General features: G+C 71.8%; 21 protein-coding genes. 13 read left to right on the forward strand and 8 right to left on the reverse strand.

What is annotated here, in order from left to right; all coding sequences use genetic code 11:
- The first annotated feature begins 69 nt into the window (after nucleotides 1-69).
- Nucleotides 70-4,947, forward strand: a complete 4,878-nt coding sequence (locus tag ACIPXB_RS26940) for a DUF6531 domain-containing protein (protein ID WP_401453968.1) — start codon at nucleotides 70-72, stop codon at nucleotides 4,945-4,947.
- A gap of 16 nt (nucleotides 4,948-4,963) precedes the next feature.
- On the opposite strand, the gene ACIPXB_RS26945 is transcribed toward ACIPXB_RS26940, so the two are convergent.
- The gene (locus ACIPXB_RS26945; RefSeq protein ID WP_401453969.1) at nucleotides 4,964-5,542 is read right to left on the reverse strand and encodes a TetR/AcrR family transcriptional regulator; all 579 of its coding nucleotides are present in this window, start codon (nucleotides 5,540-5,542) and stop codon (nucleotides 4,964-4,966) included.
- A gap of 149 nt (nucleotides 5,543-5,691) precedes the next feature.
- On the opposite strand from ACIPXB_RS26945, the gene ACIPXB_RS26950 reads away from it, so the two are divergent.
- The 3 genes from ACIPXB_RS26950 to ACIPXB_RS26960 all read left to right on the forward strand — a co-directional run bounded on the left by ACIPXB_RS26950 (nucleotide 5,692) and on the right by ACIPXB_RS26960 (nucleotide 8,901).
- Nucleotides 5,692-7,287 (forward strand): MDR family MFS transporter, encoded by a 1,596-nt coding sequence (locus ACIPXB_RS26950; protein ID WP_401453970.1) that lies wholly within the window; start codon nucleotides 5,692-5,694, stop codon nucleotides 7,285-7,287.
- 313 nt (nucleotides 7,288-7,600) lie between these two features.
- Nucleotides 7,601-8,437, forward strand: a complete 837-nt coding sequence (locus ACIPXB_RS26955; RefSeq protein ID WP_401453971.1) for a polysaccharide deacetylase family protein — start codon at nucleotides 7,601-7,603, stop codon at nucleotides 8,435-8,437.
- Between the two features lie 137 nt (nucleotides 8,438-8,574).
- Nucleotides 8,575-8,901, forward strand: a complete 327-nt coding sequence (locus ACIPXB_RS26960) for a nuclear transport factor 2 family protein (RefSeq protein WP_401453972.1) — start codon at nucleotides 8,575-8,577, stop codon at nucleotides 8,899-8,901.
- On the opposite strand, the gene ACIPXB_RS26965 is transcribed toward ACIPXB_RS26960, so the two are convergent.
- Nucleotides 8,892-10,034: a serine hydrolase domain-containing protein gene (locus tag ACIPXB_RS26965; RefSeq protein WP_401453973.1), complete on the reverse strand. Its 1,143-nt coding sequence runs from the start codon at nucleotides 10,032-10,034 to the stop codon at nucleotides 8,892-8,894. The two genes, ACIPXB_RS26960 and ACIPXB_RS26965, sit on opposite strands and share 10 nt — an antisense overlap.
- 131 nt (nucleotides 10,035-10,165) lie before the next feature.
- On the opposite strand from ACIPXB_RS26965, the gene ACIPXB_RS26970 reads away from it, so the two are divergent.
- Complete coding sequence (locus ACIPXB_RS26970) at nucleotides 10,166-10,786, forward strand: hypothetical protein (RefSeq protein ID WP_401453974.1); 621 nt, start codon at nucleotides 10,166-10,168, stop codon at nucleotides 10,784-10,786.
- A 202-nt stretch (nucleotides 10,787-10,988) separates the two neighbouring features.
- On the opposite strand, the gene ACIPXB_RS26975 is transcribed toward ACIPXB_RS26970, so the two are convergent.
- The 3 genes from ACIPXB_RS26975 to ACIPXB_RS26985 all read right to left on the reverse strand — a co-directional run bounded on the left by ACIPXB_RS26975 (nucleotide 10,989) and on the right by ACIPXB_RS26985 (nucleotide 13,668).
- Complete coding sequence (locus tag ACIPXB_RS26975; RefSeq protein WP_401453975.1) at nucleotides 10,989-12,257, reverse strand: extracellular solute-binding protein; 1,269 nt, start codon at nucleotides 12,255-12,257, stop codon at nucleotides 10,989-10,991.
- A gap of 255 nt (nucleotides 12,258-12,512) precedes the next feature.
- The gene (locus ACIPXB_RS26980) at nucleotides 12,513-13,130 is read right to left on the reverse strand and encodes an SMI1/KNR4 family protein (RefSeq protein ID WP_401453976.1); all 618 of its coding nucleotides are present in this window, start codon (nucleotides 13,128-13,130) and stop codon (nucleotides 12,513-12,515) included.
- 82 nt (nucleotides 13,131-13,212) lie between these two features.
- Nucleotides 13,213-13,668 (reverse strand): DUF192 domain-containing protein, encoded by a 456-nt coding sequence (locus ACIPXB_RS26985; protein WP_401453977.1) that lies wholly within the window; start codon nucleotides 13,666-13,668, stop codon nucleotides 13,213-13,215.
- A 182-nt stretch (nucleotides 13,669-13,850) separates the two neighbouring features.
- On the opposite strand from ACIPXB_RS26985, the gene ACIPXB_RS26990 reads away from it, so the two are divergent.
- On the forward strand, nucleotides 13,851-14,576 hold the full coding sequence (locus ACIPXB_RS26990; protein WP_401453978.1) for a prepilin peptidase: 726 nt from the start codon (nucleotides 13,851-13,853) through the stop codon (nucleotides 14,574-14,576).
- 131 nt (nucleotides 14,577-14,707) lie between these two features.
- Here the strand turns inward: ACIPXB_RS26990 and mgrA are convergent, their stop codons facing one another.
- Nucleotides 14,708-15,745, reverse strand: coding sequence for an L-glyceraldehyde 3-phosphate reductase (gene mgrA / locus ACIPXB_RS26995; protein WP_401453979.1), 1,038 nt, complete (start codon nucleotides 15,743-15,745; stop codon nucleotides 14,708-14,710).
- Nucleotides 15,746-15,870: 125 nt separating this feature from the next.
- On the opposite strand from mgrA, the gene ACIPXB_RS27000 reads away from it, so the two are divergent.
- The 6 genes from ACIPXB_RS27000 to ACIPXB_RS27025 all read left to right on the forward strand — a co-directional run bounded on the left by ACIPXB_RS27000 (nucleotide 15,871) and on the right by ACIPXB_RS27025 (nucleotide 22,308).
- Nucleotides 15,871-16,632: an isoprenyl transferase gene (locus ACIPXB_RS27000; protein WP_401453980.1), complete on the forward strand. Its 762-nt coding sequence runs from the start codon at nucleotides 15,871-15,873 to the stop codon at nucleotides 16,630-16,632.
- A gap of 354 nt (nucleotides 16,633-16,986) precedes the next feature.
- Nucleotides 16,987-18,303, forward strand: coding sequence for a PhoH family protein (locus tag ACIPXB_RS27005; RefSeq protein ID WP_401453981.1), 1,317 nt, complete (start codon nucleotides 16,987-16,989; stop codon nucleotides 18,301-18,303).
- 404 nt (nucleotides 18,304-18,707) lie between these two features.
- Entirely contained in the window at nucleotides 18,708-19,409 is a 702-nt protein-coding gene (locus ACIPXB_RS27010; RefSeq protein ID WP_401453982.1) for a transglycosylase SLT domain-containing protein, read from the forward strand.
- A 109-nt stretch (nucleotides 19,410-19,518) separates the two neighbouring features.
- Entirely contained in the window at nucleotides 19,519-20,862 is a 1,344-nt protein-coding gene (locus ACIPXB_RS27015) for an AI-2E family transporter (RefSeq protein WP_401453983.1), read from the forward strand.
- Complete coding sequence (locus tag ACIPXB_RS27020; RefSeq protein ID WP_401453984.1) at nucleotides 20,846-21,559, forward strand: hypothetical protein; 714 nt, start codon at nucleotides 20,846-20,848, stop codon at nucleotides 21,557-21,559. Before ACIPXB_RS27015 ends, ACIPXB_RS27020 begins: the two co-directional genes overlap by 17 nt.
- Nucleotides 21,560-21,600: 41 nt before the next feature.
- Complete coding sequence (locus ACIPXB_RS27025; RefSeq protein ID WP_401453985.1) at nucleotides 21,601-22,308, forward strand: hypothetical protein; 708 nt, start codon at nucleotides 21,601-21,603, stop codon at nucleotides 22,306-22,308.
- A gap of 98 nt (nucleotides 22,309-22,406) precedes the next feature.
- Here ACIPXB_RS27025 and ACIPXB_RS27030 read toward each other — a convergent pair whose 3' ends face one another.
- Both ACIPXB_RS27030 and ACIPXB_RS27035 read right to left on the reverse strand, forming a co-directional pair.
- Nucleotides 22,407-22,946 carry an alkyl hydroperoxide reductase gene (locus ACIPXB_RS27030; RefSeq protein WP_401453986.1) on the reverse strand — a complete coding sequence of 180 codons (540 nt, stop codon included), beginning with the start codon at nucleotides 22,944-22,946 and terminating at the stop codon, nucleotides 22,407-22,409.
- Between the two features lie 3 nt (nucleotides 22,947-22,949).
- Complete coding sequence (locus ACIPXB_RS27035; RefSeq protein WP_401453987.1) at nucleotides 22,950-23,504, reverse strand: peroxiredoxin; 555 nt, start codon at nucleotides 23,502-23,504, stop codon at nucleotides 22,950-22,952.
- A 135-nt stretch (nucleotides 23,505-23,639) separates the two neighbouring features.
- On the opposite strand from ACIPXB_RS27035, the gene ACIPXB_RS27040 reads away from it, so the two are divergent.
- Nucleotides 23,640-24,587, forward strand: a complete 948-nt coding sequence (locus ACIPXB_RS27040; protein ID WP_401453988.1) for a LysR substrate-binding domain-containing protein — start codon at nucleotides 23,640-23,642, stop codon at nucleotides 24,585-24,587.
- Nucleotides 24,588-24,625: the final 38 nt, after the last annotated feature.

A 24,625-nucleotide genomic window follows, 5' to 3' on the forward strand; every position in this document is an offset into this window, starting at 1 on the left:
CCGGTCGACCTTTTGAGCCATGTGATCCAATGGCGTTTTGGACGCGGTGCTCACGGGGGTTTCAGAGGCATGGCGATAACGGTTCCGGACTGGGCTGACACTCTGCTGGATCTGGTCGGGGTGAACTGGCCCAACGTCGACGAGGACGCCTACCGCGACATGGCGGACGCCCTGCGGGAGTTCGCCGAGGACCTCGCGGACGACGGGCAGCTCGCCAACAACCACTTCGCGCGGCTGCTGTCCTCCGGCGAGGGCGAATCCATCAAGGCCCTCGGCGAGCACTGGAACACCGTCAAGGGCAAGCACCTCAAGGACATCGTGTCCGCGGCGCGGACGATCGCGGGTGCCCTGGACATGGCGGCCGGGGCGATCGAGGCCATGAAGGTCAAGGCCGTGGCCGAACTGGGCCTGCTCGCGGCCCAGACGGGGCTGGCCATGGCGCTGATCCCGGTGACGGGCGGGCTGTCCGCGCTGCTCGGCGCGGGCGCCATCGCCTTCACGAAGAAGCAGCTCCTGAAGCTGCTCACGGAGGCGGCCGAGGAGGCCGTCGCACTCATCGTCGCGGCCATGACGGAGCCGGCCGTCGCCGCCCTGGAGGGGATGGCCGCCGACCTCGTCGTCCAGCTCGGCGCGGTGGCGATCGGCCTCCAGGACGGGGTCGACGTCGACCAGACCAAGCAGGCGGGCAAGGACGGCTTCAACGACGGTGTCCAGTCCGGCAAGGAGTCCCTCAACCTGGCCTCCGCCGGCGGCAGCGGCGGTGGCGGTGGCGGGAGCGGGCTCTCGGACCTGTTCATCGACCACGACGAGCACGACCGAGCCCACGGCAAGCTGTCCGGGGTCAGCACCAACATCCACGGCAGGACCACCTCCAAGCTGACCAAGGCCAAGACCGCGCACGGCCGTACCCGGGGCCGTGATTCGATCGCGCAGGCCATCGACCCGGTCGCCGACAAGGCCGTCGCCGCCCTGATGAAGGCCACGAAGCAGGTCGGCGACCACGTCGGCAAGACCCTGCCCAAGGCCGTCAAGCAGATCTCCACCGACCACAAGAACAACGACGACGACCTCGCCGCCCGCCTGGCCCGCGCCAAGGCGAAGGACGCCAAGGAGGGCAAGGGCGGGGGCGGTTCGGGCGGCAGCGGCCGTCCCGGCGGGAAGCCGAACGGTCCCGGCGGCCACAAGAAGCCCGACGACCTGAACAAGGCCAAGGACGAGACCCGCCGCAACAGCATCCCGGAGAAGGACACCCACTGCGAGGGCGACCCGGTCGACGTCGTCACCGGCGAGATGATCCTGACCCACACGGATCTCACCCTCCCCGGCACCCTGCCCCTGGTCCTGCGCCGCACCCACCTCTCCGCCTACCGCTACGGCCGCTGGTTCGGCCGCAGCTGGGCCTCCACCCTCGACGAGCGCATCGAGCTCGACCCCGTCGGCGGGGGCGCCACCTGGGCGCGCGAGGACGGCTCCGTGCTGGTCTACCCGCGGCTGCCGCTGCCCGGCGGAGAACCCGTCCTGCCCGTCGAGGGCCCGCGGCTGGCCCTCGCGCACGGCGGCTCGTACGAGGACCAGACCACGTACACGGTCACCGACGTGCGGGCCGGCCTCACCCGCGCCTTCACCGGCAGCCCCTACCAGGCGTCCCCCGCCTACTGGCTGACCTCCATCGAGGACCGCCACGAGAACCGGATCGCCTTCTCCCGCGCCTCCGACGGCTCACCCACCGCCGTCACCCACAGCGGCGGCTACACCGTCCAGACCCTCACCCGCGACGAGCGGATCGCCTCCCTCGCCGTGCGCGGCCCGGACGGCCCCGTCACCGTCATGACGTACGGCTACGACGGCCGCGGCAACCTCGCCGCGATCACCAACTCCTCCGGCCGGGCGCTGCGCCTGACCTACGATGCCGCCGACCGCATCACCTCGTGGACCGACCGCAACGACTCCACGTTCCACTACGCCTACGACACCGCCGGCCGCGTCGTGCGCACCACCGGCCCGGACGGCTTCCTCACCGCCGCCTTCGCCTACGACCCCGTCGCGCGCGTCAACCGCTACACCGACGCCACCGGCGCCACCAAGGTCTTCCACTACAACGAGCACCTGCAGATCGTCGCCGAGACCGACCCGCTCGGGCACACCGTCCACAGCCAGTGGGACGCCTACGACCGCCTGGTCGCCCGGAGCGACGCGCTCGGCCGCACCACCACCTACACCTACGACGCCCACGGCAACCTGGTCCGCATCGTCCACCCGGACGGCACCACCGCCGTCGTCGAGTACAACGCGCTGCACCAGATGACCTCGGTCACCGGCCCCGACGGCGCCACCTACCGCCAGGAGTACGACGAGCGCGGCAACCCCACCGCGTTCCTGCGGCCCGACGGCACCGCGACCCGCCTCACCCACGACGCCTCCGGCCACCTCACCGGCGTCGGCGACCAGCTCGGCCCCAAGGACCTGCTGCGCGTGGACGCCGCGGGCCTGCCGCGCGCCGTGCGCGACCAGCGCGGCGGCGTCACCCACTACGAGCGCGACGCGTTCGGCCGGGCCGTGCGCATCACCGACGGCCAGGGCCGCACCACCGAGCTGGAGTGGACGGTGGAGGGCCACCTCGCCCGCCGCATCGACCCCGACGGCTCCGAGCAGTCCTGGACGTACGACGGCGAGGGCAACTGCCTGGTCCACACCGACGCCGCCGGCGGCCGGACCCGGTACGAGTACACCCACTTCGACCTGCTCGCCGCCCGCACCACCCCCGGCGGCGCCCGCCACACCTTCGGCTACGACGGCGAGCTGCGCCTCACCGAGGTCGTGGGTCCGCAGGGCCTGACCTGGACCTACACGTACGACGCGGCCGGCCGGCTCACCGGCGAGACGGACTTCGACGGCCGCACCCTCGGCTACGCGCACGACGCACTGGGCCGGCTGACCGCCCGTACCAACGGCCTCGGCGAAACGATCCGCTTCGAGCGCGACGCCGCCGGCCGCGTCGTGACCCGGGACGCGGCGGGCGCGGTCACCCGCTTCCGTCACGACACCACCGGCCGCCTGGTCCACGCCGCCGGCCCGGACGCCGAACTGACCTGGGAGTACGACGGGTCCGGCCGGGTCGTGCGGGAGACCACGAACGGCCGCGCCACGGCCTTCGCGTACGACGTGACGGGCCGGCGCGTGCGCCGCACCACCCCCTCCGGCGCGGTCAGCTCCTGGGAGTACCCCGCGACCGGCCGGGCCGCCCACCTCGACGCCTCCGGGCACCGCGTCACCTTCGAGTTCGACGCCGAGGGCCACGAGACCAGGCGCCGCATCGGCGACGCGCTCACCATCGAGCACGCCTACGACGACCTGGGCCGCCTGACCGGCCAGCTCGTCCGGGGCCCCGGGGAGCGGACCGTCCAGGAACGCTCGTACACCTACCGCCCCGACGGCAGGCTCGCCGCCCTCGGCGACCGGCTGGCCGGCGCGCGGGCCTTCGACACCAGCCGCGAGGGCCGTGTCACGGGCGTGAGCGGCGCGAACTGGACCGAGCGCTACGCCTACGACGAGGCCGGCAACCAGACGCAGGCCCTGTGGCCGGGCGAGGACGCCGCCACCGGCCCCCGTGAATACACCGGCACCCGGCTCGGCCGGGCCGGATCGGTCCGCTACGAGTACGACGCGCAGGGCCGTGTCGTCCTGCGGCAGAAGACCCGCCTCTCGCGCCGGCCCGACACCTGGCGGTACGCGTGGGACGCCGAGGACCGGCTGGTCGGGGTCACCACCCCCGACGGCACCCGCTGGCGCTACCGCTACGACCCGCTGGGCCGCCGGATCGCCAAGCAGCGGCTGTCGCCCGACGGCTCGGAAGCGGTCGTGGAGCAGGTGGACTTCACCTGGGACGGGGACGTGCTGTGCGAGCAGCGCTCCGGCGCCCCCGGCTCGCCCGAGGCCATCGCCCTGACCTGGGACCACGACGGGTTCAAGCCGGTCGCCCAGACCGAACGGCGGCTGCTGGACCAGGGCGAGGTGGACCGCCGGTTCTTCGCGATCGTCACCGACCTGGTCGGTACGCCCCGCGAACTCGTCGACGAGCGGGGCGAGATCGCCTGGCGGACCCGGGCCACGCTGTGGGGCACCACCACCTGGAACCGCGACGCCACGGCGTACACGCCGCTGCGCTTCCCGGGGCAGTACTTCGACCCCGAGTCCGGGCTGCACTACAACCACCACCGGCACTACGACCCCGAGTCCGGCCGCTACGTCTCCCCGGACCCGCTCGGCCTGGTCCCGGCGCCGAACGCCTTCACGTACGTGGACGACCCCACGACGTGGGTGGACCCACTGGGCCTGTCGGGCTGTCCGCACAAGGGGGACGACAAGCCCAAGCACCACGTGGTGCTGGGCGTGAACAGCGACGGCAAGCACTCCGACGACCTGGCGAAGTGGCTGCGCGAACAGGGCGGGGACGGCGCGGGGGCGCACACGTACAACGGAAAGCCCTACGACGGCATCCTGCAGGGCGGGCCGTGGTGGATGCTCAACGTCAAGGCGGGCATCAGCGACCGTGAGGGCACCCGGCTGTCGATCATCCTGGACGGCATGTTCGGTGCCGACGGCAAGCCGATGAAGGTGGACACGCCGGAACGGATCGCGGAGGCGTTCCAGCAGGCGGCCGCCCACGGCAACAACTTCAGCCTGGGCAAGCAGAAGGACTGGCCCACGCCCGGCAACGGAACGGCCTGGGAGATGAGCCAGGTCGCCCTCGCCGTACGGCAGTACGAGGGCACCGTCGACGACCCGGACTTCGACACGCCCGCGGGCCGGGGCTGGCACGAGATCGACTGGTACACCCGCGACGGGGACGGCTTCCGGAAGATCGAGGGCGTGGACCGGCCGGACATCTCGATCCTCGACCCGGCCAGCGAGGAGAACCGGCCCAAGGAGACGCGCCGCCGCCGGTGATCCCGGCGGCTCCGGCCTACTCCTGGTGGTGGGCCTGGGTGATCAGCTCCGTGGCGACCTCGAGGGCGGCCAGCCGGGTCTCCTCGGGATCGCCCTCCACGTGCTGGAGGAACATCATCCCGGCGTGCAGCGTGAACAGGGCGCTGACGCAGCGGACCTGGTCGGTCTTGGGGCCGTCCTCGGTACGCAGCAGCTCGACCAGGGCGAACAGCCGCTCCTTGACCGTCCGGCCGATGCTGAGGTCGCGCATCGTCGCCTGGTTCTCCTGCATGAACCGGTACAGCGAGGCGCCGGCGGCCATCGCCTCGCTGTAGCGCCGCAGCACCTCCTGCTTGGTCTCCAGGGTGCGCGGCTGCCCGCCGGCCCAGGTGATCAGCTCGTCGATGGGCCGGGTCACATCGTCGAAGATGCTGATCAGGATCTCTTCCTTGGTCTTGAAGTGGTAGTACAGCGCCGCCTTCGTGACCCCCAGCCGCTCCGCGATCTCGCGCAGCGAGGTCTTCTCGTACCCCTGCTCGGCGAAGAGCTCCAGCGCCACGTCCTGGATCCGCTGGCGTGTGTCGCCGCGCCTCTGCTGCGGACCGCTGCTGGTCATGGCACTCCCCATTTGCTTACTTGACGCCCGGCTAGTTACCGGTCTACCGTCCCCATTGTAATGAACTAGCCGGGCGGCAAGTAAGTGTCAGTGCGGCAGCGACAGCGGTAGCGGTAGCGGCAGGTGGCGGGCGCCACGGGGAGTGGAACATGGGCGAGACGGTGAAGACGGCGGACCTCGCGGAGGGGGTGAAGCCGCGCAGCGTACGCGTCGTCCTGATGGCGCTCATGATCGCGATGCTGCTGGCCATGCTCGACAACATGATCATCGGCACCGCCATGCCGACGATCGTCGGCGAGCTCGGCGGCCTGGACCACCTGTCCTGGGTGGTCACCGCCTACACCCTCGCCACGGCCGCCTCCACCCCCATCTGGGGCAAGGTCGGCGACATGTACGGGCGCAAGGGCTCCTTCCTCGTCTCGATCGTCATCTTCCTGATCGGTTCCGCGCTCAGCGGCATGGCCCAGGACATGGGCCAGCTCATCGGCTTCCGCGCGGTGCAGGGCCTGGGAGCCGGCGGTCTGATGGTCGGCGTCATGGCGATCATCGGCGACCTGATCCCGCCCCGCGAGCGCGGCAAGTACCAGGGCATGATGGCCGGCGTCATGGCGCTGGCGATGATCGGCGGCCCGCTGGTCGGCGGCACCATCACCGACCACCTGGGCTGGCGCTGGTCCTTCTACATCAACCTGCCCCTCGGCGCGGTCGCGCTCGCCATGGTCACGGCCGTCCTGCACCTGCCGAAGAAGGAGCGCGGCACGAGCCGGATCGACTACCTGGGCGCGGCGCTGCTGACCCTCGCCATCACCTCCACCGTCCTCGTCACCACCTGGGGCGGCAACGAGTACGCCTGGGGCTCGGCCGAGATCCTCGGCCTGACCGCGGTCGGCGTCGTCTCCCTCGCCGCCTTCCTGTACGCCGAGACCCGCGCCGCCGAGCCGGTCCTGCCGCTGCACATCTTCCGCAGCCGCAACTTCACGCTCATGTCGGTGATCGGCTTCCTGACCGGCTTCGCGATGTTCGGCGGCGTGCTCTACCTGCCCCTCTTCCAGCAGTCGGTGCAGGGCGCCTCCGCCACCAACTCGGGCCTGCTGCTCCTGCCGATGCTGCTGTCGATGATGGCCGTCTCGCTGATCGCGGGCCGGGTCACCACCAGCAGCGGCAAGTACAAGGTCTTCCCCATCGCGGGCGGCGCCCTGATGGTCGTGGGCCTCTACCTGCTGGCCACCATGGACACCGGCACCACCCGCCTGGTCTCCGGCCTCTACATGGCGGTCCTCGGCGCCGGGCTCGGCTTCCTGATGCAGATCACGATGCTGGTCGCCCAGAACAGCGTCGAGATGAAGGACATGGGTGTGGCGTCCTCCTCGGCCACCCTCTTCCGGACCCTCGGCGGCTCCTTCGGCGTCGCCCTGATGGGCTCGCTGTTCACCTCCCGGGTACGGGAGACCATGACCGAGCGGCTCGGGGAGGCCGGCGCCGGGGCGGCCGGGGGCAGCGCCCAGCTGGACGCGGCGAGCCTGGCCAAGCTCCCGGACGCCATCCGGGAGGCGTACCAGCACGCGGTGGCCGCCGGTACGCACGCGGCCTTCCTGCTCGGCGCGGCCGTCGCGGTGCTCGGCTTCGCGGCCGCCTGGTTCGTCAAGGAGGTCCCGCTGCGGGGTGCGGGCCCCGCCCCGGCGCAGGCCGGCCCGGACGACGGGACCCCGGTGGCGGCGAACCGGCCGGAGCCGGTCGCCCACTGACGGCACGCCACGAGGCCCCCGGCGGACGCGCACGCGTCCGCCGGGGGCCTTCCGCATGTGATCTTCGCCTCGGCGATCGCCGGTGGCCGGACGGGCGTCGCCTGGACGGTGCCGCGACCGGGGAGGATGAACACGAGCCCGCGTGGGCAGAGTTACGTGGGTTCTGTCCCGTTTCCCCTGAGGTGCACATCGGCATCTTCACGGACCAAAATCCCCTTAAGAGATCTTTAACGGCAAATGGCGCGGAACCCACGGCCGTTGAGGGACGTCCTGATGCACAGACACTCAAGGCGGATGGGGGAGTGGACCGTTCATGAAGCGTGACGACTTGCAGGGAACCAGGGCCCGGATAGCCATCGCGGCGGCGGCCGCGGCCACGCTGGCCGGCGCGACGTGGGGAGCGGTGGCGCTCACCGGTACCGCGGGCGGCACCGAGGCCCCGCAGCAGAACCTGACCCGCCCGAAGGACGACGGCTCCGGAGGCGGTGACGGCAAGGGCGGGCCCCAGCCCGGCGGCTCCGGACCGTCCGGCCCGCAGGTCCCCGACAGCATCGCGCACGCCTCCGAGGCCGGGGGCGACGCCGTGAACATCACCATCGACGACGGCCCGGACCCCGCCTGGACCCCGAAGGTCCTCGACGTCCTCGCCCGGTACGACGTGAAGGCCACCTTCTGCATGATCGGCCCGCAGGCCCGGGCCCACCCCGACCTCGTCAAGAAGGTCGTCGCGGCCGGCCACCGGCTGTGCGACCACTCCGTCTCCCACGACACCCGCATGGACAAGAAGCCCGTGGACTACCAGGAGCAGCAGATCCTGGAGGCCAAGAAGATGATCGAGGACGTGGCCGGCGGGGCGAAGGTGGAGTACTACCGGGCGCCCGGCGGCGCCTTCACCCCCGACAGCCGGCGCATCGCCGCCGCCCACGGGATGCGCCCGCTCGGCTGGAACGTCGACAGCAAGGACTTCAAGGCCACCGGCCCCGGCGCCATAGTCGACACCGTCAAGGGCCAGATCTCCAACGGCCCGACCATCCTCCTGCACGACGGCGGCGGCGACCGCCGGCACACCGTCGAGGCCCTCGACCGGCTGCTGGCCTGGCTCAAGGCCGAGGGGCGCCCCACCGGCTTCCCCGTCCGGACCGCCCCGTGACCCGGACACGCCGCCGGGCGGCGAACGGGTGAGGATCGGCGGCCCGGACGCCCGCCGGGTGTTCCCTGGTCGTGCGTACGAGCTCGTGCGTACGAGCCCGTACGCCCGTACGCCCGTACGCCCGACCAGGAGGTCCCGTGACCATCACCCCGAGCAAGCTGTCCGACCCCACCGTCGCCGCCCTCGTCGCCGCCGTCAACGCGCACGACAAGGACGGCTTCCTCGCCCTGCTCACCCCCGACGCGACCATGTCCGACGACGGCTCCGACCGCGACCTCCAGGAGTGGATCGACAAGGAGATCTTCGACTCCGCCGGCCACATGGACGTCCAGACCGAGTCCGACGGCGGCCGCAGCCTGGTCGTCAACTACCGCAACGACGCCTGGGGCGAGATGCGCACCGCCTGGCGCTTCACCGTCACCGACGGCGGCCGCATCAGCCGGTTCGAGACCGGTCAGGCCTGACCGAGCCCCTTCACCACCGCCAGCACCGCCGCCGTCAGCCGCGCGTTCTCCGGAGCGGTGCCGCCGGGGAAGCGGAAACGGCGGCGCGTGTACGCGTACGCGACGGCCGTGTCCGGATCGGCGAACGCCTGGGCGCCCGCCGCGCCGCAGTGCCCGAACGCCCGGGGCCCCGCCGCGGGCTGCCGCTCGAAGCCCAGCCCGAAGTGGTCCGGCTCCGCCGTGATCAGGTCCATGCCCGGCGTGTGCGGCCGCGCGAACTCCGCCGCCGTCTCCGGCCGGAGCAGCGGGGCCCGCCCCGCCACCTCGCCGATCGCGGCGGCGTACATCGCCGCGATGCCGCGCGCGCTGCCGACGCCGCCCGCCGAGGCCGGGCCCTGCGCCCGGACGGCCGGGTCGTTGGCGTACGCCGGCATGTCCATCGGGACCCCGCCGCGCGCGTTGAACGCGACGGGCAGCAGCTCCGGCGCGGCCGGCCCCGCGGCGTACGCGGCGAGCTCCCGCGGGGTCGGCAGCGCCTCCAGCACCGGCTTCCAGCGGCCCTCCAGCGCCTGCGGCAGCCCCAGGTACAGGTCCAGCCCGTACGGCGCGCGGATCCGCTCCTCGTACACCTCCTGGATCGACCGGCCGGTGACCCGCCGCACCACCTCGCCGGTCAGCGCGCCGATGGTGAAGGCGTGGTAGCCGTACGCCGTCCCCGGCTCCCAGTACGGCTTCGCGGCCGCCAGCCGGGCCGCCACCCCCGCGTCGTCGGCCAGCTCGGCGAGGGAGAGGCCCCCGTCCACGTTGACCAGCCCCGACCCGTGCGCGAGCAGCTGCCGCACGGTGAGGTGCTCCTTGCCGTGGCCGGTGAACTCCGGCCAGTACGCCGAGACCGGGCGGTCCAGCTCCAGGCTGCCGTCCTGCACGAGCAGCGCCACCACCAGGTGCGCCGCGCCCTTGGTGATCGAGTAGACACCGCTGAGGGTGTCGCCGTCGGTGTCCTCGCCCGCCCAGAGGTCGACCACGCGCCGGCCCTGGTGGTGGACGGCCAGCTGGGCCTCGGGGGAGTGCGGCTCGTCGGCGACGAAGGCCGCGAACTCCTCCCGTACCGGCTCCCAGCCCGCCGCCACCGTTCCGTACACGTTCCTGTCCACGACATCCCCCTGAAGATCGTTTACGTTCCGCCGGGCACAACAGGCCCGCCCGCGCTGCCATTCCCGGCCCGTACGGGTGAAGGGGCGGGCCCCGGCGTTCCGGGCCGCCGCGGGCTCCCGTTGGTCCGGGCATGAAGCGCACCCGTACCGCCGCCCTCGCCCTCGCCACCGCCGCCGCGGCCCTCGCCCCCGTCTTCGTGGAGGCCGCGGCCGCCGAGGGGTCGCCGTACATCCAGGACCCGGCGGGCGGCGAGAAGACGATGAAGTCGCTGTGGACCCAGGACGACCAGCACAAGCTCGAGGCGCAGTTCCGCTTCCACCCCGGGGTCACGTACGCGATGAAGGACCGGCCCGGCCCCGCGGCGGCGCCGGAGTGGAACTCCGAGACGGGCGACGCCGAGACGCTCGCCTGGCGGCCGACGTTCGAGTTCGCGTGGGCGTTCTCGGACTCGCTGGTGGTCAAGAAGGCCATCCGGACCAAGGACGGCAAGCACCCCGTCACCCTGTACGCCGTCCTCGAGCGGGCGGACGGCACCACGGCCGCCGAGGTCCGCGACGAGACGAAGGACCGCCCGGCCACCGGCCGCACGACCCTGGAGGGCGGCCGGCGCATCGCCTGCGACACCGGCGACTACACGGTGCACTGGTCGGTCACCCGCACCGGCTACGGCACCCTGCGCGGCACCCTGCCCTGGAACGCCGACTGCGAGCAGTACCGCAAGGCCTTCACCACCGGCCAGGACCCGCGCTAGGAGCTGCCCGCGCGCTGCCTGCCGATCGTGCAGCGGTGAGGAAGAGGGCCCGGTGTCCCGCGGGCACCTTGTGGGTGCGGGCGGGCGACCGGGCTGCGGCGCTCGGATCGAGTGCCGTGACAGCCGTCGTGCCGCACGGGGTGGATGCGGCAGGGGGACGAGTTCCCGGACGCCGGGCCGGATGTCTGGACGTCCGGCCGGGTCAGGACTTCTTGCCGGCCTCGCGGGACTTCTCCGCGATGTCGTCCAGGATGGCCTTCGGATCGCCGGAAGGGTCCACGGCGCGCCCGATGTTGCGCTTGATCGTGTCGCTGACCGTCACCCAGCTGGGGTCGTTGACCGGGTAGAGCTGCGCGCCGCGCAGTGCCGTCAGGAAGGCCTGGTCGGTCTTGTCGATGCCGCCGCCGGCCGGGGTACGGGCGGCGGAGACCGTCGAGGGCAGCAGGTGGTAGCGGCCCGCGAAGTCCGACAGGTTCTTGTCCTGGTAGAGGAAGCCCAGGAACCTGCCGATCCGGTCGCGGTTGCCGTTCTGCTTGAACGCCATCATCCAGTCCGCCACGCCGACCATCGGCGGCCGGTCGGAGGAGCCGAGCGTGTTGGACACCGGCATCTCCACCGCGGTGACGCCGATGCCCTTGCCCTTGGCCTCGTGCAGCAGCGACGGGTAGCCGTTGACCATGCCGACCTCGCCGCGCAGGAACGCCGCGAAGGCGTCCGCACGGTTGAGCTGGGAGGGCGGGACCGGCCCCGTCAGCCCCGGGGCGACCAGGTTGTCCTTGATCCAACGGAAGGTCTCGACGTTCTGCTCGGAGGCGAGGCTGTAGTTGCCGCTGCTGTCGACGTAGCCGCCGCCGTTGCTCAGCTCCCAGATCATCGCCTCCGCGTGCGCCTCCTCCGGGCCCAGCGGCACGGCGATCGGGAACTTCACGCCCTTGTCCTTGAGCGCCTTGGCGGCGTTCCTCAGATCGGCCCAGGTCCTCGGCGGCGAGCTGATCCCCGCCTTGGCGAAGAGGGCGTCGTTGAGGAACAGCAGCCGGCTGCTGGCCACGAAGGGCAGGCCGTAGAGGGTGTTGCCGACGGATCCGGCCTCCGCGAGGGGCGGCAGGAAGTTCGCCTCGTCCGAGACCGAGAGGAGTTCGTCGGCGGAATAGAGCTTGCCCTGCGCCGCGAAGTCCGAGTAGGCGCCCATCAGGGCCATGTCGGGCGCCCGGCCCGCCTTGACCATTCGGGTGACCTCGCGGTCGATGTCGGCCCACGGCAGGAGTTGTACTTCGATCTTGATGCCGGGGTGCTGGGCCGAGAAATCGGCGGTCAGCTTGGACCAGAAGGCCTGGGAGTCGCCGTATTCGGCGGCCACCAGCTTGAGGGTGCCGCTTCCGCTGTCACCAGCGGAACTTCCGCAGCCGGAAAGAGGGATGAGAAGGCCGAACACGGCCGCGCCGGCGGCCGCGCCGAAAATTCTTCGTCGCACGGGTGAATTCCCCTGTTGTTGCTTTTTGAATCCCGGGCGCGAGATGGCCCGATGGCCGAAATTCTCTCCTGTGGCAGGGGGGTTTGAATCGTTGGGTCGGTACTTGTGGTCATTGCTCCAACTGCGGATTTTCCGGCTGGTGTTTTCTGATATGCGCGCAGTAAAGGAGACGCGCGTAGACATGCCGAAACGCCCGTTTCGCGTCGCGGAACGGGTGATGCGGCCGGGACGGCGGGGTGGCGGGGGTGGCCGGGATCAGTCGGTGAAATCGCCGGCGTACGGGTCGGGCTCGCCCGTCTCGGGGTTGCGGCCCTCCTGCCAGCGCCGCTGGGCCTTGCGCCAGTGCACGAAGCTGAGCGGCCCGCCGTCCCAGAAGGTGATGCTGACCGGGCTCACGTCGAACTCGTCCGAGAAGAGCCGGGTGAGGAACTCGGCCATGCCGTACGGGTGGACGGCGAACGTGTCGGCCGTGTGCCGTCCGCACACCAGGACCGGCCAGCGGTCCGGGTCGGGGTCGGAGGTGAGCCAGCACAGGATGTCGGCGGCCCCGGTGACGCCCCAGGCGACGATCGACTCGGGGTCCACGTCGAAGGCGGCCCGGCCGCCCTCGGCCTCCCAGGCGGCGCGGGCGTTCCGGGTCTCCTCGCCCATCTGCGCCGGGTCCCACTGCAGGCCGGGCTTGGGCAGCGGCAGCAGGATGTCGGCCTCGCCGTTGATGGTGCCGGCGCCGTAGCGGCCCATGAAGGCCACGTAGTCGGAGGGGAAGCGGCCGCCCCAGGCCGCTTCGACGGCGGGCCAGTCGATGTCCTCGTCGGCGCCGTGCGTCGCGGGCATGATCTGCTCAAGCGCCTTGACCTGCATGTTCTCCGTCATGGCCGCTCCCCGACACCCCGCCCTTTGCCCAACCGTCCCAACCTACCCTGCGGCCGGTGGGCGGCCCAGGGATGTCTCGGGGTCAGCGGCCGTCCCCGCCGTCCCCGCCGTCCGGGCCCGCCTCGCCCTCTCCGCCCTCCTGGTGGACCGTCACCGTCACCGTGGTCCCGGGGCGCAGGCCCCAGGCCGCCATGGCGCCGGCCTCGGCCTCCAGGACGTGGCGCGCCCGGGGGCGGGGCAGGCCGAGCCGGCCGGGCGGCATGGTCCGTACGGCCAGGACGCGGTCGTGGCGGTCGAGGTAGGCCACGTCGATGGGGAAGCGCATCCGGAACGTGTGCACGCTCGCCGCGGGCGTCAGCAGCATCGCCCCCGCGATGCAGTCCCGCCCGAGCAGCCCCCGGGTGCGCGCCCGGTAGGAGGCGGCGATCTCCAGCGGGACCGCCCGCGCCGGCGGCCCGTCCCCGTCCCCGGCCGCGTCCCCCTCGCCGCTCGGCGTGATGCTCAACGTCCCCCTGCCGTCCCGCCAGCGGCGTGCCATCGCGGCTCCCTCGTCTCGCCCGCCGAGCCGCCAGCGTACGGAGAGACGGGGAGGAAGGGGAGACGGGGAGGAAGGGGAGGAGGGGGGGAGACGGGGAGGCAGAGGAGGCGAGAGACGGCGGGGACGGGCAATGGGTCCCCGGGCCCATGTCCCTGTCCCGGCGGGGTGCCTAGGGTCGGCGGATGGGCCTGGTCGTGATCATCCTTGCCGCCGGGTACGGCGTGGCCGCCGGCCTGCTCCTGCCCCGGGCCGCCCACCGGCTCTCCGTCGAGCCCGGCGAACCCTGGCGCGCGGCCTGCCCCCGGGGGCACCCGCTCACCGGCTGGTTCGGCCGCGCCCGCTGCCCGGGTCCGCCCGCCCACCCGTACGGCCCCCGCCCCGCGCTGCTCGCCCTGCTGACCGCGGCGCCGGCCGCCGCCCTGGCCGGCGCCGTCGGCGGCCGGCCCGAGGCGGCCGTCTACGTCGCCGCCGTCCCCGTCGTCGTCCTGCTGGCCGCGGTGGACCTCGCCGTGCACCGGCTGCCCGACGTCCTGACGCTGCCGCTCGCCGCCGCCGTGGCCGCCGGGCTGGGCGTGGCCTCCCTCGTCCCCGGGGCGGCCGGCCGGTGGCCGGCCGCCCTCGCGGGCGGTGCGGCCCTCGGCGCGGGGTACCTGGTGCTGTTCCTGATCAACCCCGCCGGGATGGGGCTCGGGGACGTCAAGCTCGCGCTCGCCCTCGGGGTCGCTCTTGGGTGGTACGGGTGGGGGGTATGGGCGGCGGGAGCCTTCCTCGGCCTCCTCTACGGCGCCCTGTACGGCCTCGGCCTTGTGCTGCGGGGCCGGGCGGGCCGCGGGACGGGCTTCGCCTTCGGCCCGTACATGGCCGCCGGGGCGTTCACCGGAGTGCTCCTGGGCGGATTCGGAGCGTAATCGTGTCGCGCCAATGCACGCATCACGCTTTACGAAGGGTTATGGTGGAACCCCCCCCTCGGGCCGGTCCGTATCCCCCCCACGGACCGGCCCGTTTTTCATTTCCCCCACCGCCCCCGCAAAAGCGCAGGTCAGCCGCGCTGGGCCCAGATGTTCGTCCCCGGGGTGGAGACCGCGAAGGAGTCGATCTCCTTCAGTTCCTCCTCGGAGAGCGGCGCTCCGGCCAGAGCGGCCACATTTTCTTCCAGCTGCCGCACGCTCGACGCGCCGATCAGGGCGGACGTCATCCGCTCGTCCCGCAGCACCCAGGTCAGCGCCAGCTGCGCCAGCGACTGCCCGCGCCGGGCCGCGAGGTCGTTCAGACCGTTCAGGCGGCGGACGACGTCCTCCGAGAGCAGACCCGGGTCCAGGGACTTGCCCTGACTGGCCCGCGAGCCCTCGGGGATGCCCGTGAGGTACTTGCCGGTGAGCATGCCCTGCGCGAGCGGCGCGAAGGAGATGCAGCCCATGCCGGCCTCCTCCAGGGTGTCCAGCAGGCCGTCCTCCTCCGTCCAGCGGTTGATCATCGAGTACGACGGCTGGTGGATCAGCGGGCGCACGCCCATGTCGTTCAGGATCCGCACCGCCTCCGCCGTCTGCTCCGCGGTGTACGAGGAGACGCCGACGTAGAGCGCCTTGCCCTGCTGGACGGCGGACGCGAGCGCGCCCATCGTCTCCTCCAGCGGGGTGTGCGGGTCGAAGCGGTGCGAGTAGAAGATGTCGACGTAGTCCAGGCCCATCCGCTTCAGCGAGGCGTCGAGCGAGCCCAGCAGGTACTTGCGGCTGCCCCACTCGCCGTACGGGCCGGGGTGCATCAGGTAGCCGGCCTTGGTGGAGATCACCAGCTCCTCGCGCAGGGACGCGAAGTCCTGCGCGAAGATCTTGCCGAAGTTCAGCTCGGCCGAGCCGGGCGGCGGCCCGTAGTTGTTGGCCAGGTCGAAGTGGGTCACCCCGAGGTCGAAGGCACGGCGCAGGATGGACCGCTGGGACTCCAGGGACCTGTCGTCACCGAAGTTGTGCCAGAGGCCCAGGGAGATGGCGGGGAGCCTGAGGCCGCTGCGGCCCGTGCGGCGGTACTCCATGGAGTCGTACCGGGAGGCTGCTGCCCGATAGGGATTGTTATCAGTCACGTTGTCCTCCCTATCACGGACCTGTGACAGACCGGGTTGGGCCAGGCCTCCCCGCGCGCAGTAATGTGGCGCCCTCGGGGGACCGCATTTCGCACGGGGGCATTGCACGGAGGGGCTGGAAGATCGTGAAGCTGCGCGACCTGGTGTACAGGCTCTACGCACGCCGGGTGGAAGGCCGCCTCGATCACGCCGCGGTGCCCAAGCACATCGGCGTCATCCTGGACGGCAACCGGCGCTGGGCCAAGGCGTCCGGAGGAACCACGGAACAGGGCCATCAGGCCGGTGCCGACAAGATCTCCGAGCTGCTGGGCTGGTGCGACGAGACGGACGTCGCCGTCGTCACCCTGTGGATGCTCTCCACGGACAACCTGGACCGCCCGGAGGACGAGCTCCGCCCGCTGCTGAACATCATCGAGAACACCGTCCGGGGCCTGGCCGCCGACGGCCGCTGGCGCGTCCACCACGTGGGCAACCTCGACATCCTCCCCGGCCGCACCCAGGCGGTCCTCAAGGAGGCCGAGCAGGCCACCCTCGACGTCCAGGGGATACTCGTCAACGTCGCCGTGGGCTACGGCGGCCGCCAGGAGATCGCGGACGCGGTGCGCTCGCTGCTCCTGGAGCACCACGAGAAGGGCACCTCGATCGAGGAGCTCGCCGAGATCCTGGACATCGACCACATCTCGGAGCACCTCTACACCCGCGGCCAGCCCGACCCCGACCTCGTGATCCGCACCAGCGGCGAGCAGCGGCTGTCCGGATTCATGCTCTGGCAGAGCGCCCACTCCGAGTACTACTTCTGCGAAGTCTTCTGGCCGGCCTTCCGGAAGGTGGACTTCCTGCGGGCGCTGCGCGACTACGCCGCCCGCCACCGGCGCTACGGAACCTGACGCCCCCTCGGCCCGCCCCTCCCGGGGACCGGTGCCCCTCGCGTCCCGCGCGCACGGCCTTCACCTGGGGGCACCTCCCAACGAAGTTGGGGGAGGATTCACCGAGCGTCCGTCATATGCCATGGCATGGCGCCGCGTGTTCGAGGGCATATCCCTTACAGGTCGATGCCCGATCCACGGGTGTCGAGTCTCAGCGGGCGGCACAGGGCCGTCCGCCCGGGAGGCCCTTTGCACCAGGACGCTCGTGCGGTTCGCACGGACATCAGGGGAGGGCCGGAAATCGGTCCTTGCATTGCGGCCGATGACCGGTCCGGTCTTCATGGCCCGACCTCTTCCGAGGGGGTACGTCCTTCCGTGGTGACCAGCACAAAGCGCCGCCTGCCCGACAGGCGGACCTACGTCCTCGACACCAGCGTCCTGCTGGCCGACCCGCACGCGTTCTCCCGCTTCGACGAGCACGAGGTCGTGCTCCCGATCGTGGTGATCACCGAGCTGGAGGCCAAGAGGCACCATCCCGAACTCGGCTACTTCGCCCGCCAGGCCCTGCGCCTGCTGGACGACTTCCGGGTCCGGTACGGCCGCCTCGACGCCCCCATCCCGCTGGGTGATCTGGGCGGCAGCCTGCGCGTCGAGCTCAACCACTCCGACCCCGGTGTGCTCCCGGCGGGCTTCAGGCTCGGGGACAACGACTCGCGGATCCTCGCGGTCGCCCGCAACCTGCAGGCCGAGGGGTACGACGTCACGGTCGTCTCGAAGGATCTCCCACTGCGCATCAAGGCCTCCTCCGTGGGCCTGCTCGCCGAGGAGTACCGCGCCGAACTCGCGATCACCGATGCCGGCTGGACCGGCATGAGCGAGCTCTCGCTCTCCGGGGAGCAGGTCGACCTCCTCTACTCCGAGGAGCGGCTGTACGTCCCGGAGGCCGCCGACATGCCCGTGCACACCGGACTGGTCCTGCAGTCCGAGCGGGGCAAGGCACTGGGCCGGGTGACGTCCGACGGCAACGTCAAGCTCGTACGCGGCGACCGCGAGGCCTTCGGGCTGCACGGCCGCAGCGCCGAGCAGCGCATCGCGCTCGATCTCCTGCTCGACCCCGAGGTCGGGATCGTCTCCATGGGCGGCCGGGCCGGCACCGGCAAGTCCGCCCTCGCCCTGTGCGCGGGCCTGGAGGCGGTGCTGGAGCGCCGTCAGCACCAGAAGGTGATGGTCTTCCGGCCGCTGTACGCGGTGGGCGGGCAGGAGCTGGGCTACCTGCCGGGCACCGAGGCCGAGAAGATGAGCCCGTGGGCGCAGGCGGTCTTCGACACGCTCTCGTCGGTGGCGGGGCGCGAGGTCATCGAGGAGGTGCTCGGCCGCGGCATGCTGGAGGTGCTGCCGCTCACGCACATCCGGGGCCGCTCGCTGCACGACGCGTTCGTCATCGTGGACGAGGCGCAGTCCCTGGAGCGCAACGTCCTGTTGACCGTTCTGTCCCGGATCGGGGCGAACAGCCGGGTCGTCCTCACCCATGACGTCGCGCAGCGGGACAATCTGCGCGTCGGCCGGTACGACGGAGTGGTCGCCGTCGTTGAGAAGCTGAAGGGACACCCCCTCTTCGCCCACGTCACGCTCACCCGCTCCGAGCGTTCGCCCATCGCGGCGCTGGTCACGGAGATGCTCGAAAGCATCTGAATCACCGCATAGCGGCAGGTGAGTTGGCGCCGCCCGGCAAAGGCCGAAGAGCTTAGCCGGGCGGCGCCGTGCTGCACAGGGGTTTCCAACAGCCAAGCGCGACATGCCTGGTGTGACCTTTCCCACGCAACGGGGAATTGCCTTGCGGTGTCGGGGTCCGGCAGAGTCTGTTTTCCGTCAGGCCCCGCATACGGCACAGCTGTACCTCTCGCTGGTACGGCACGCGGCACCACAACTCCACAGACGACGCCGTATGCCGCCCGGAAGCATCACGCGGCACTCCCGACCAGGAAGCTGCCCACGGGCCCGCGTCTCCACTGACCGCCGCTCCATGGAGACCAGTGTCGAGGGGCACTCTTGCGCACGCCCGAGGTCACGGGCGGACGCTGCTGGAAGGACACCGTGTGAGCCGGATCTCGGTCCGGGGTATCGCCGTGGCTTCGGCCACTGCGGTGACCACCGTCGGCGCTGTCGTGGGCGTCGCCACTGGCGACGGCCAGAACTCGAACGACCTCGAGACGACCGCTTCCGGCGCGACTCTCCTCACCGACATCGCGGTCGGCGACCAGGCCCAGGTCCAGAGCGCGTCCCTGACGCAGCAGGCCGACACCCTCGCCCAGGCCGCCGATGCCGACACCATGCGCTCGGCCCAGGAGGAAGCACGCCTCCAGGCCGCCAAGGACGCCAAGGCGAAGAAGGAATCCGCGCAGAAGGCGGCGGAGGAGAAGGCGAAGAAGGAGCGCGAGGAGAAGGAGCAGGTCGCCAGCCGCTCCGCCGCCCGCGACGCCTCCGACTTCGCGCCCCAGAGCTCGTACACGGTCGCCCAGGTCCAGGCCATCGCCCGTCAGATGGTCCCCGCCGGGCAGTGGTCCTGCTTCTCCGAGATCATCGACCGGGAATCCACCTGGAACTACAAGGCCGTGAACTCGTCCTCGGGCGCCTACGGTCTGGTCCAGGCGCTCCCGGGCTCGAAGATGGCCTCGGCCGGTGCCGACTGGCGCACCAACCCCGCCACGCAGATCAAGTGGGGCCTGAACTACATGGAAGACCGCTACGGCAGCCCCTGCGCCGCGCTCACGTTCCACAACGCCAACGGCTGGTACTAGTACCGGCCCCTGCTGAACCCCGCTGAGCCCCGCACCGTTCTACGGTGCGGGGCTCGCCGCGTGTACGGTCGACCTGGTGTGCGTACGGCGGGCGGGGGAAGGGAACGAGATGGCGAAGACGGTGGGCTGGCTGGGGCGGCTCGGCAACAGACTGAATCGGGTGGAGGCACGCCTCCACCAGCGCCGGGCCGAGGTGGAGGCCGAGAGCACCGCCGCCCTGCCCGGCCCCGTCGCACCCGCGCCCGTGCCCGCCGCGGTCCCCGACCCGCGGCCCGGCCCGGAGGACCCCTACCAGCCGGTGCGCCCCGACCCGGTCACCGTCGTCCCCTGGGGCATGCGGGTGGCCGCCGAGGTCAGCTGGCGGCTGCTGCTGCTCGCCGGGATGCTCTGGGTGCTGATGAAGGTGATCAGCGAGGTCCGCCTGGTCGTCCTCGCCTTCGCCGCCGCCCTGCTCGTCACCGCGCTCCTGCAGCCCTTCGTGGTCCGGCTGCGCCGGCTGGGCCTGCCGCGAGGGCTGGCCACCGCCGTCACCGCGATCCTCGGCTTCGTCGTCATCGGGCTGGTCGGCTGGTTCGTGGTCTGGCAGGTCATGGAGAACCTCGACGACCTCTCCAACCGCGTCAAGGAAGGCATCAACGAGCTCAAGCAGTGGGCGCTCGACAGTCCCTTCCACGTGACCGAGCAGCAGATCAACGACATCGCCAAGAACCTCACCGACACCATCGGCACCAACACCGAGGAGATCACCTCCGCCGGTCTCCAGGGTGTGACCGTCATGGTCGAGGTGCTGACGGGCATTCTGCTCGCGATGTTCTCCACCCTCTTCCTGCTGCACGACGGCAAGAAGATCTGGCGGTGGGTCCTGGGCCTGGTCCCGGTCACCGCCCGGCCCGGCGTGGCGGGTGCCGGCCCGCGGGCCTGGCGGACCCTGACCGCGTACGTGCGCGGCACCGTGATCGTGGCGCTCATCGACGCCATCTTCATCGGCCTGGGCATCTACTTCCTGAACGTCCCGATGGCGGTCCCGCTGGCCGTCTTCATCTTCCTCTTCGCCTTCATCCCGCTGGTCGGCGCCGTGGTCTCCGGCGCCCTGGCGGTGGTCGTCGCCCTGGTCACCCAGGGCGTGTTCACCGCGCTGATGGTGCTGATCGTCGTCCTGGCCGTGCAGCAGATCGAGGGGCACGTCCTCCAGCCGTTCATCCTGGGGCGGGCGGTGCGCGTCCATCCGCTGGCGGTCGTGCTCTCCGTGGCCGCGGGCGGCCTGATCGCGGGCATCGGGGGCGCGGTGGTCGCGGTCCCGCTGGTCGCCGTCACCAACACGGTGGTCGGCTACCTGCGGGCGTACTCCCGTGAAGCGCAGCTGCGGATCGGGCCCGGCCCGCACGGCGCCACGGCCGTGGACATGAGCCCCACCATGGAGGGGGAGGCGAGGACAGGTGATCAGCGAGCCTGAGCTCGACGGACCGTACGAAGAGCCGGACCGGCCGGGGGAGCCGGATCCCGCACCGCCACCAGCCGCCCCCGCCGCGCACCGCCGGCGGCCCTGGCTGTGGGCCCTGGGCGGCGCGCTGACCGCGTCGGCGGTGTGGGCGGGCGGCCTGTACGCGGTGGGGGAGCAAGGGTCGCTGGGCCCCGCGCGCTACCGCTGGGCCGAGTACCTGTGCGACGACTTCACCGCGCCCGCGCTCAGCCGGTTCGCGGGGGTCTCCCTGCCCGGGCGCAAGCTGGACAACAACCGGCAGCACCCGGTGCTGGACTGGACGGGCTGCCGGCTGAGCGCCAGCGCCGGCAGCGTCCTGTACGAGGTCACGGCGGAGGTCGCCCTGCACCACAGGACCGACCCGGGGCCGGAGTTCGAGGTGGACCAGGCCGCCGACCCGTGGCTGGAGCAGGACGCCGTGACGGTGGAGAACGTCCCGGGCCTCGGCGAGCGCGCCGAACTGCGGCACGACGGCCCGTTCGACCGGCGGACGCTGCGGGTCGTGGACGGGCAGGCGGTCTTCACCATGAACTTCTCCGCGGTGCGCGACTACCGGGACAGCCCCCCGGAAAAGGTCCTCGACCCGTCCGGCCCGGGCATCGACTTCGCCGCGGCACGCACGGCCCTGATCGAGGACATGCGCACGCTGATGGCGGCCCTGCGCATCTGAGACGGGATGACAGGACACCACATGATGCGGGGGGAAGAGCTGTGATCAGTGAGCCGGAGTTGGACGGCGGCTGGGACGAGACGGGGGCAGCCGGCACAGCGGCCCCGGCCGACCCGGCGGGCCCGGAGCGAGCGGGGGAGCCGCTGGCCGGGACGGCGCGCGGGGCGCGGCGGCCCTGGCTGTGGGCGCTGGGGGGCGTGGCCGCCGCCTCGGCGGTGTGGGCGGGGGCGCTCTTCGCGGCCGGGGGAGCGGCGCCGGAGCGGCCGGAGATCGCGTACCGGATGCCGGCGAACCTGTGCGACGACCTCAAGGCCCCGCGGCTGACCGCGCTCCAGGCGGGCCTGCGCGGCGACACCCCGACGCACCAGGAGTTCACCCACCCCGCGATGGACCGGGCCTTCTGCCACCTGGAGACCCCGGGAGGGGGCGGGCTCTCCACGACCGCCGAGGTCACACTGCACCGGAAGGTCGATCCGGAGACCGAGTTCGAGCCCCGCATGGAGGGGTCCGATTTCCTGGTCCAGCTGAACCGCACGGCCGTGCCGGGCCTCGGCGAGCACGCCGTGATGGTCACGATGGACAAAGGCGGCTACGCGCAGCTCACGGTGCTCGACGGCGGGGCCGTCCTCACGCTGACGGCGCACGTGTTCGCGATGGACGGCCGGACGAAGCCGGAGATCGACCCCGACGCGCTCCAGGCGGCCCTGATCGAGGACATGCGCACGCTGATGGCGGCGCTGCGCGTGTAGGGGGTCCGGGCGGGGCGTACGAAGGGCCCCGCAGCCAAGGGACGGCTGCGGGGCCCGGGTTCGTACGGTCGTAGGCCCGTACGGGGCTGGGTGCGGTACTACTCGGCGGTGAGCGCCGACTCCGCGTCGAGGGTCACGGCGACCGCCTGGATCACCGAGGCGACCTTGAAGGCCTCCTGGACGGTCTCGCGGTCGACGCCGGCCTTGCGCAGGACCTGCTCGTGCGAGTCCAGGCACTGGCCGCAGCCGTTGATCGCGGAGACCGCGAGCGACCACAGCTCGAAGTCGACCTTCTCCACGCCGGGGTTGCCGATGACGTTCATCCGCAGGCCCGCGCGCAGCGTGCCGTACTCCGGGTCGGAGAGCAGGTGGCGCGTGCGGTAGAAGACGTTGTTCATCGCCATGATCGCGGCGGCGGACTTGGCGGCCGTGTACGCCTCCGGCGACAGGTTCGCCTTCGCCTCCGGCTCCAGCTCACGCAGGACGCGCGGGGAGCGGGCGGCGATCGCGCAGGACAGGACGGTGCCCCACAGCTGCTGCTGGGTCAGCGTGCTCTGGTTGCCGATCACCGAGCCGAGGTTGAGCTTCAGGTCCTTGGCGAAGTCCGGTATGGCGGACTTGAGCGCGTCGAGGGACATGGGTCACTCACCGGCCAGCAGGGCGCCGGCGTCCAGGGTGTCCTCGCCCTTGGTCCAGTTGCAGGGGCACAGCTCGTCGGTCTGCAGGGCGTCCAGGACCCGCAGGACCTCCTTGGGGTTACGGCCGACGGAGCCGGCGGTCACCATGGAGAACTGGATCTCGTTGTTCTGGTCGACGATGAAGACGGCGCGCTGCGCGAAGCCGTCCTCGCCCTGCACGCCACAGGCCTGCATGAGCTCGTGCTTGGAGTCGGCCAGCATCGGGAAGGGCAGGTCACGCAGGTCGGCGTGGTCCTTGCGCCAGGCGTGGTGCACGAACTCGGAGTCGCCGGAGACGCCGAGGACCTGCGCGTCGCGGTCGGCGAACTCGTCGTTCAGCTTGCCGAACGCGGCGATCTCGGTCGGGCAGACGAAGGTGAAGTCCTTCGGCCAGAAGAACACCACGCGCCACTTGCCCTCGTAGGTCTTGTGGTCGATCTGCGCGAACTCCTTGCCCGCTTCGAGCGAGACGCAGGCGGTCAGATCGTAGGTGGGGAACTTGTCACCGACAGTGAGCACGTGCTCTCCTTGCGGAATGGAAAATAGCCCTTTTGGGGGTTTTCCGAGGGGGTTGGACGGATCTCACATGCTGGCACAGCTGCATTGATTACAGAAATAGCTAGCCTTGTGCTGGGTGATCGGAGGTACCTATCAGTGGCCGTGAGTAATAGGGGAGCGAAGCAGCCGACGCTCGCGCAGCTGCGCGCGTTCGCCGCCGTCGCCGAGCACCTGCACTTCCGCGACGCCGCCGCGGCGATCGGGATGAGCCAGCCGGCGCTGTCCGGCGCCGTCTCGGCGCTGGAGGAGGCGCTCGGCGTACAGCTGCTGGAGCGCACCACCCGCAAGGTCCTGCTCTCGCCCGCCGGGGAACGGATCGCCGCCCGTGCCCGGACCGTGCTCGACGCCGTCGGCGCCCTGCTGGAGGAGGCCGAGGCCGTACGCGCGCCCTTCACCGGGGCGCTGCGGCTCGGAGTGATCCCGACCGTCGCGCCGTACCTGCTGCCGACCGTCCTCGGGCTCTTCCACCGCCGCTGGCCGAGCCTGGACCTCCAGGTCCACGAGGAGCAGACCTCGTCGCTGCTGGAGGGCCTGGCCGCGGGCCGGCTCGACCTGCTGCTGCTCGCCGTCCCGCTCGGGGTCCCCGGCGTGAGCGAACTGCCGCTCTTCGACGAGGACTTCGTCCTGCTCGCGCCCCGCGAGCACCCGCTGGCCGGGCGCCGGGACATCCCGCGCGAGGAACTGCGGGACCTGCGGCTGCTGCTGCTCGACGAGGGCCACTGCCTGCGCGACCAGGCCCTCGACATCTGCCGGGAGGCCGGCCGCGCCGACGGCGCCGCCGTCACGACCACCGCCGCCGGGCTGTCCACCCTCGTACAACTGGTCGCCGGGGGACTGGGCGTCACGCTGTTGCCGCGTACGGCGCTGCGCCTGGAGACCGCGCGCAACGACCAGCTGGCCACCGGCTGCTTCGCCGAGCCGGCGCCCTCGCGGCGGATCGCGCTGGCCATGCGGACGGGCACGGCCCGCCAGGAGGAGTTCCGCACGATCGCGGCGGCACTGCGCGAAGCCGTACGCCCCCTGCCGGTGTGGCCCACCGACTGACGGCGGCAGGCGGCACCGGGAGGGGGCGTACGGCTTCG

Source organism: Streptomyces sp. NPDC090022 (genome assembly GCF_044748145.1).
Taxonomy (GTDB): Bacteria; Actinomycetota; Actinomycetes; order Streptomycetales; family Streptomycetaceae; genus Streptomyces.